Origin of the sequence: Yoonia sp., from assembly GCF_036007805.1 — a bacterium.
Lineage (GTDB): Bacteria > Pseudomonadota > Alphaproteobacteria > Rhodobacterales > Rhodobacteraceae > Yoonia.
The window spans coordinates 24,761-31,907 of the sequence record NZ_DASYOK010000066.1; the positions used below are offsets into that span (position 1 = coordinate 24,761).

The following is a 7,147-nucleotide window of genomic DNA, read 5'->3' on the forward strand; positions in this document are numbered from 1 at the left end:
CTGGGGCCCTTTATTTGCAATGGCGCAATTGATCAGAGCTTGCCGGTCAGTTCCGGCACAGCATCAAAGAGGTCTGCCACGAGACCGAAGTCTGCAACCTGAAAAATAGGCGCTTCTTCATCTTTGTTGATAGCGACAATGATCTTGCTGTCTTTCATGCCCGCAAGGTGCTGGATCGCACCCGAGATGCCAACGGCCACATAGAGTTCAGGTGCTACGACCTTGCCGGTCTGGCCCACTTGCCAGTCATTGGGCGCGTAGCCACTATCCACCGCAGCGCGGGACGCACCGACAGCGGCGTTGAGCTTGTCGGCCAGCTTTTCGATCAATGCAAAGTCCTCTTCAGACCCGACACCACGACCACCGGAAACAACAACACCGGCAGACGTCAGTTCGGGGCGATCAGAAGCTGCGACTTTGTCTTCGATCCATTCAGACAGGCCCGGATCGCCGGCGGCACCGATGCTTTCAACGGATGCAGAGCCACCCATCGCCGCAGCATCAAAGCCAGCGGTACGGATTGTCATGACTTTGATGGCGTCAGCAGATTTGACTGTCTGGATCGCGTTGCCCGCATAGATCGGACGCTCGAATGTGTCGGCGTCAACCACGGCAGTCACTTCAGAGACGATCATCGCGTCCAAGAGTGCTGCGACCCGTGGCATGACGTTTTTCGCGTCCGTGGTGCCGGGGGCGGCGATATGCGTGTAATCGCCCGCGAGTGATACAATCAAAGCGGCGGTAGGCTCGGCCAAGCGGTGACCAAGGGCCGGATCTTCAGCGCAGAGCACTTTGGAGACGCCGTCAATCTTGGCGGCTTCGTCAGCGGCCGCTTTCGCTGAGGCACCCGCGCAAAGCACGGTCACATCGCCCAAAGACTTCACCGCAGAGACGGCCTTTGCCGTCGCGTCAACGGCCAATGCGCCGTCAGTTACTTCACCAATCAGAAGAACAGCCATTATACAGCCCCCGCTTCTTTGAGTTTCTCGACAAGTTCATCAACCGACCCCACAATGATACCGGCCTTGCGGGCCTCTGGTTCTGTGGTGCTCACGATGCTGAGGCGCGGCGCGACATCAACGCCGTAATCGGCAGGTGTCTTTTCATCCAAAGGCTTTTTCTTGGCCTTCATGATGTTGGGCAGCGATGCATAACGTGGCTCGTTCAAGCGCAGATCCACCGTAATGATCGCGGGCATTTTCACCTTGATCGTCTGCAGACCGCCGTCCACCTCGCGGGTGACAGTGGCGCTATCGCCATCAACATCGACTTCGGATGCAAAGGTCGCCTGCGACCAGCCCAGCAGGGCTGACAACATCTGGCCTGTAGCGTTCATATCATTGTCGATCGCCTGTTTGCCGCACAGCACCAGCCCCGGCTCTTCTTCCTTGACGATTGCCGCAAGAATTTTCGCAACAGCCAATGGTTCAATGTCGGTGTGCACATCGTCAGTAGCAACAACAAGGATCGCACGGTCGGCACCCATCGCAAGGGCGGTGCGCAGTGTTTCCTGGCTTTGCTTGACGCCAATCGAGACTGCGACGATTTCTTCAACCTTGCCTGCTTCGCGCAGGCGGATCGCCTCTTCTACAGCGATTTCGTCGAACGGGTTCATCGACATTTTGACGTTGGCGAGATCGACACCGGAGCCGTCCGCTTTCACACGAACTTTCACGTTGTAGTCAATCACGCGCTTGACGGGTACGAGGACCTTCATATGCGTTTCTCTCCCAAGAATCTGAAAATAACACTTCTCGCACCGTTGTTAGCCTGCGCGGCCGGGTGAAAACAGTGCAAAATCGACGCGGCAGATGTCACCGACGCCACGTTCTTGACGCGAACGTAAGGTCAAACCCCGATAGCGGGGTTTGCTGTGTGCTTTATTGGCAGATTAAGCGCGGTTTGCTCCAGGGACCCAAAGCACATCGTCATTGCCGTTATTATTGGCGATGCGCGAGGCTTGGAAAAACCAGTCTGACAAGCGGTTCAGGTATTTGACCGCCGCTGGATTAACCGATTCAAACGTCGCCAATTCGACCGTCAGACGCTCGGCACGGCGCGAAACGGTACGGCAAAGGTGCAGATGGGCCGCGAGTGCCGATCCACCAGGCAGAATGAAGCTGCGCAGGGGCTCGACCTCTTTGGTCATTGCATCAATCTGGCTTTCAAGGCGCGCAACTTGCGCGTCGGTCATACGCAGCACGGGGTATTCTGCCTCGCCGTCCTTTTCCATATCGGGGCGGCAAAGATCTGCGCCAAGGTCAAACAGATCGTTCTGGATCATCGCAAGCTGGGTATCCATCTCGCCGGTGGCATGCAGGCGCGCCATGCCCACGGTCGCGTTCGTTTCATCGACCGTGCCGTAAGAGGTGACCCGCATCGAGTGTTTGGCAACGCGACTGCCGTTACCAAGGGCTGTTTCGCCGGAGTCACCGGTTTTTGTGTAAATCTTGTTGAGAACGACCATCGGTTAGTTTCCTCCACCGCGCAAATAGACAAAGATCAGGATCATCACGACTGCAAGGAGTTGTGCACCAATGCGCCAGCGCATGATCTTGTTTGCGTGCTTGCGGTTATACTCACCGCCCTTGCCAAAGCTGCCGATACCCCACATCAAAATGCCAAGCACAACCAGCACTGACACAGACATTGCCCAAAACAGCGGGTCATTGGCCATTGGTTCGATCCTTCCTTAATTCCTCTCGCATGTAGCAGGGCGCGCCGGAAAGAAAACCCTCAGCCGCGCAAAATGACCGCATCAAGAAGCCGCGTTGGCAACACGCGCCGCAAAAAACCCATCAGATAGGTGGGGGTTGTCACATAGTAGCGCGGTTTCGGGCGTGCGGATGTGAGGGCATGCAGGATTTTTCTGGTCACCGCCGAGGGAGGTAACTCGAAACGGTCCGGTCCGTTGTCGTCATAGAGCCGTGATCGCAACTGCGCATATTGGCCGGCCCGCGCCGATCCTTCCCAGTCAATCCATTTCTCGAAATGCGGGATCGCATTTTCGCGGATCTTGGCTGTGATGGGGCCGGGTTCGATCAGGATCACCTTGATCGGCGTATCGCGCATTTCGATGCGCAAGACATCTGTCAGGCCCTCAAGCGCGTATTTGGTCGCCACATAGGCCCCGCGCCAGCGCAGTGCGACGAACCCCAAAACGGATGAGCAATTGATAATCCGTCCATGTCCTTGGGCGCGCATCACGGGAATGACCAGCCGTGTCAGTTCATGCCAGCCAAAGACGTTGGTTTCGAAAATCTCGCGCAGGGCGCCGACCGGTAAATCCTCGACTGCTCCGGGACAGGCGTAAGCGCCGTTGTTGTAAAGCGCGTCCAGTGTGCCGCCGGTTGCCTCGAGTGTTTCGGCAAGGCCGGTGACGATGCTATCGGCGTCAGCGTAGTCAATGCGTGGGCTCTCGAACCCTTCGCTGCGCAGCCGGTCGCAGTCTTCTTGTTTGCGGCAACTGGCAAAGACACGCCAGCCCGCGGCGCGCAGTCCATATGCGGCGTCATAGCCGATGCCAGAGGAACAGCCTGTGATCAAAATGGATTTCTGTGTCATGCGCTGTCTTTGCACCGCGGATGGCTGACTGACAAGTGGCCGCGCGCCGAGACGGCGACTGAACGCCTGTTGTCAATCGAGATTGCGCGGCGCAGTACCTATTCGCCGCTTTACGCCAGAATCGAGGCCCGCTAAACCAGTCCCATGAATGATGAGATCGATACCGGCCTAGGGCCCAACGACGTGACCGAAAGCCTGCGCCGCGCCATTGGCGACCGGTATCTGACCTATGCGCTGTCCACGATTATGCACCGCGCCTTGCCCGATGCGCGTGATGGTCTGAAACCGGTCCATCGTCGTATCCTCTATGCGATGTCGCGCCTGCGGCTGTCGCCCACGGGCGGGTTTCTGAAATCCGCCAAGATCAGCGGCGACACGATGGGTGATTTCCACCCCCACGGTGATGCCGCGATCTATGATGCGATGGCGCGTTTGGCGCAGGACTTTAACGTCCGCTACCCGCTGGTCGACGGGCAGGGAAACTTCGGCAACATTGACGGCGATAATCCTGCCGCTTCTCGCTATACCGAGGCGCGGATGACCGCCGCCGCCGAGGCACTGCTGGAAGGGTTGTCCGAGGACGCCGTTGATTTCCGTGACAACTATGACGGGCGACTGACCGAGCCGACAGTTTTGCCGGCCACATTCCCCAATCTTCTTGCCAATGGATCAAGCGGGATTGCGGTAGGGATGGCGACGAATATTCCGCCCCATAACCTGCATGAGTTGGTGGATGCCTGCCTGCATCTGATCAAAACACCTGATGCGCGCGATGATACGCTGCTGAACTATATCCCCGGCCCCGATTTCCCGACCGGTGGTATCATTGTCGAACCCAAAGAAAACATCGCCGAGGCCTATCGCACAGGTCGGGGCGCGTTCCGTTTGCGCGCCAAATGGGAAGTCGAGGATCTGGGCCGTGGTCAGTGGCAGGTTGTCGTGACCGAAATCCCCTATCAGGTGCAGAAATCGAAACTGATCGAGAAGCTGGCCGAAGTGATCCAGCTTAAGAAGGTGCCCTTGCTGGCCGATGTCCGCGACGAGAGCGCCGAAGATATCCGCGTGGTCCTGGAACCGCGTGCGAAGACCGTCGATCCCGAGGTCATGATGGGGATGCTGTTCCGCAATTCCGATCTGGAAACGCGCTTTAGTCTGAACATGAATGTGCTGATTGACGGGCTGACACCCAAGGTGTGTTCGCTCAAGGAAGTGCTGCGCGCCTTCCTTGATCACCGCCGCGACGTCCTGATCCGCCGCAGCAAATACCGTCTGGAAAAGATCGACCATCGGCTTGAGGTGCTTGAGGGCTTTATCATTGCTTTCCTCAATCTTGACCGCGTGATTGATATCATTCGCTATGACGACGATCCCAAACAGGCCCTGATGATTGAGGATTGGGGGCAGGATCACGCGCGCGCCACCTCCGAGGCGGATTACCGGTCGCCGATCGTGCCGGGGGCGGATCCGGAAATCTCGCTCACAGAAGTACAGGCCGAAGCAATCCTGAACATGCGCTTGCGAAGCCTGCGCCGCCTTGAAGAGCTGGAACTGATTGCCGAGCGTGACGCGCTGATGGAAGAGCGCGCAGGCATCGAGGATTTGCTGGAAAGCGACGAGCTGCAATGGGCGCGGATTTCCGAGCAACTGCGCGAGACCCGTAAAATCTTTGGCCGCGATAGCGAAGGCGGGGCGCGTCGCACGCAATTCGCCGAGGCGACCGAGGTTGTGGATGTCCCGCTTGAGGCAATGATCGAGCGCGAGCCGATCACTGTCGTTTGTTCTGAAATGGGCTGGGTCCGCGCAATGACGGGCCATATTGATCTGACCCGCGAGTTGAAATTCAAAGACGGCGATGGGCCGCGCTTTATTTTCCACGCGGAAACTACCGATAAATTGCTCGTCTTTGGCGCAAATGGCCGCTTTTATACAGTCGGTGCCGCCAATCTGCCGGGCGGGCGCGGTATGGGCGAGCCGTTGCGCCTGATGATTGATCTGCCCAATGATGTCGAGATCGTCGATTTTCTGATCCATAAACCGGGTGAAAAGCTGTTGGTGGCCTCGGCAGAGGGCAATGGCTTTATCGTGCCGGAAGAAGAAGTTCTGGCGCAGACGCGGACGGGCAAGCAGGTTCTGAACGTGAAAGACACTGTTGCCAAGGTCTGCCGCCGCGTGGCGGGCGATCATGTCGCGGTGGTGTCCGAGAACGCCAAGCTTTTGGTCTTTGAAGTGAGCGAATTGCCTGAAATGGGGCGTGGCAAAGGCGTGCGTATCCAGAAATACAAAAGGGCCGCTGGGCGGCAGGGTATGCTTGAGTTGGATGGCGGGTTGTCGGACATCACGACATTCGCTTGGCAAGACGGGCTGTCATGGCAAATGGGTGGTGGCAAAACACGGACTGAGCCGGACATGACTGAGTGGAAAGGCGCGCGTGCCGGTGTCGGCAAGCGCCCGCCACATGGTTTCCCCAAGAGCAACCGGTTCAATTAATCTTTTGACCTTCCAGCGCGGGAAGTTCCTAGCTTGTCCGCCAATGGAGTTGCGAATGAGCGATGCTGGACATGAATAGAGTTGCAATCGGTGTGTTTGCGGCGGTCGTAGGCGCTGGGGTTTACGTGATGATGGGTGCGGCTGATGCGCCAAACGTCGCTGATACAAAACCTGCAGCCGAAGCTGGCCCGTTGGTTGATGTCATAATTCCAGCGCGCTTTACCGAGCAGCAGGCGATGGGGCAGATTGCCTTTGAAGCTGATTGCGCGGTGTGTCACGGGGTAAATGCCGTTGGACGTGATGGCGTCGGTCCGCCCTTGGTTCATAAAATTTATGAACCGTCGCATCACGGCGATGAGGCATTTCAGCGGGCTGTCGCACTTGGCGTGCAGGCGCATCATTGGCCGTTCGGGAATATGGCCGCAATTGAGGGTCTGACGCGCGCTGATGTTGAGATGATTATTTCCTATATTCGCGCTCTACAGGTTGAGAATGGGATCAATTAGGCCTGTCTGATCCCAGCGCCATCGTGCAATTGTCCAACAACCGGATTGACTGATTTGCATTTCGTTTCCGTTATCGCAAATGCGCCACTTGATTTCCCATCCATTTCCAAATACATCGCCCGCGATGTTGGACCGGGCCGCTTGTGGCCCCTCAGAATTAAGGGCCCTGCAAAATGGCAAAGGCAAAGTTTGAACGTAACAAGCCGCACGTAAACATTGGCACAATCGGCCACGTTGACCACGGCAAGACCACCCTGACCGCTGCGATCACCAAGTATTTTGGTGACTTCAAAGCCTACGACCAGATTGACGGTGCGCCCGAAGAGAAGGCCCGTGGTATCACCATTTCGACCGCACACGTCGAGTATGAGACAGAGTCCCGTCACTACGCCCACGTCGACTGCCCCGGCCACGCTGACTATGTGAAGAACATGATCACCGGTGCCGCACAGATGGACGGCGCGATCCTGGTTGTGAACGCAGCCGACGGCCCGATGCCACAGACCCGCGAGCACATCCTGCTCGGCCGTCAGGTTGGTATCCCTTACATGGTCGTTTACATGAACAAGGTTGACCAGGTTGATGACGAA

Annotated in this window: 8 protein-coding genes; 3 read left to right on the forward strand and 5 right to left on the reverse strand. The window is 57.3% G+C overall.

Going from position 1 to position 7,147, the window contains the following annotated elements:
* Positions 1–32 precede the first annotated feature (32 nt).
* The 5 genes from VGP75_RS04390 to VGP75_RS04410 all read right to left on the reverse strand — a co-directional run bounded on the left by VGP75_RS04390 (position 33) and on the right by VGP75_RS04410 (position 3,564).
* Positions 33–959: an electron transfer flavoprotein subunit alpha/FixB family protein gene (locus VGP75_RS04390; RefSeq protein ID WP_327542498.1), complete on the reverse strand. Its 927-nt coding sequence runs from the start codon at positions 957–959 to the stop codon at positions 33–35.
* Positions 959–1,717 carry an electron transfer flavoprotein subunit beta/FixA family protein gene (locus tag VGP75_RS04395; protein WP_327542499.1) on the reverse strand — a complete coding sequence of 253 codons (759 nt, stop codon included), beginning with the start codon at positions 1,715–1,717 and terminating at the stop codon, positions 959–961. The genes VGP75_RS04390 and VGP75_RS04395 overlap by 1 nt, the downstream gene beginning before the upstream one ends.
* A gap of 174 nt (positions 1,718–1,891) precedes the next feature.
* A complete protein-coding gene (locus VGP75_RS04400; protein ID WP_327542500.1) occupies positions 1,892–2,467 on the reverse strand; it encodes a cob(I)yrinic acid a,c-diamide adenosyltransferase in 576 nt (191 codons plus the stop codon).
* Between the two features lie 3 nt (positions 2,468–2,470).
* Positions 2,471–2,677, reverse strand: a complete 207-nt coding sequence (locus tag VGP75_RS04405) for a twin transmembrane helix small protein (RefSeq protein ID WP_327542501.1) — start codon at positions 2,675–2,677, stop codon at positions 2,471–2,473.
* Between the two features lie 59 nt (positions 2,678–2,736).
* Positions 2,737–3,564, reverse strand: a complete 828-nt coding sequence (locus tag VGP75_RS04410) for an SDR family NAD(P)-dependent oxidoreductase (protein WP_327542502.1) — start codon at positions 3,562–3,564, stop codon at positions 2,737–2,739.
* A gap of 144 nt (positions 3,565–3,708) precedes the next feature.
* Between VGP75_RS04410 and VGP75_RS04415 the strand changes: the two genes are divergently transcribed.
* The 3 genes from VGP75_RS04415 to VGP75_RS04425 all read left to right on the forward strand — a co-directional run.
* Positions 3,709–6,051, forward strand: coding sequence for a DNA topoisomerase IV subunit A (locus VGP75_RS04415; protein ID WP_327542503.1), 2,343 nt, complete (start codon positions 3,709–3,711; stop codon positions 6,049–6,051).
* A 71-nt stretch (positions 6,052–6,122) separates the two neighbouring features.
* Positions 6,123–6,557, forward strand: coding sequence for a c-type cytochrome (locus VGP75_RS04420; RefSeq protein ID WP_414727772.1), 435 nt, complete (start codon positions 6,123–6,125; stop codon positions 6,555–6,557).
* 173 nt (positions 6,558–6,730) lie between these two features.
* A partial coding sequence (locus VGP75_RS04425; protein WP_327542504.1) for a GTP-binding protein occupies positions 6,731–7,147 on the forward strand: 417 nt, incomplete at its 3' end.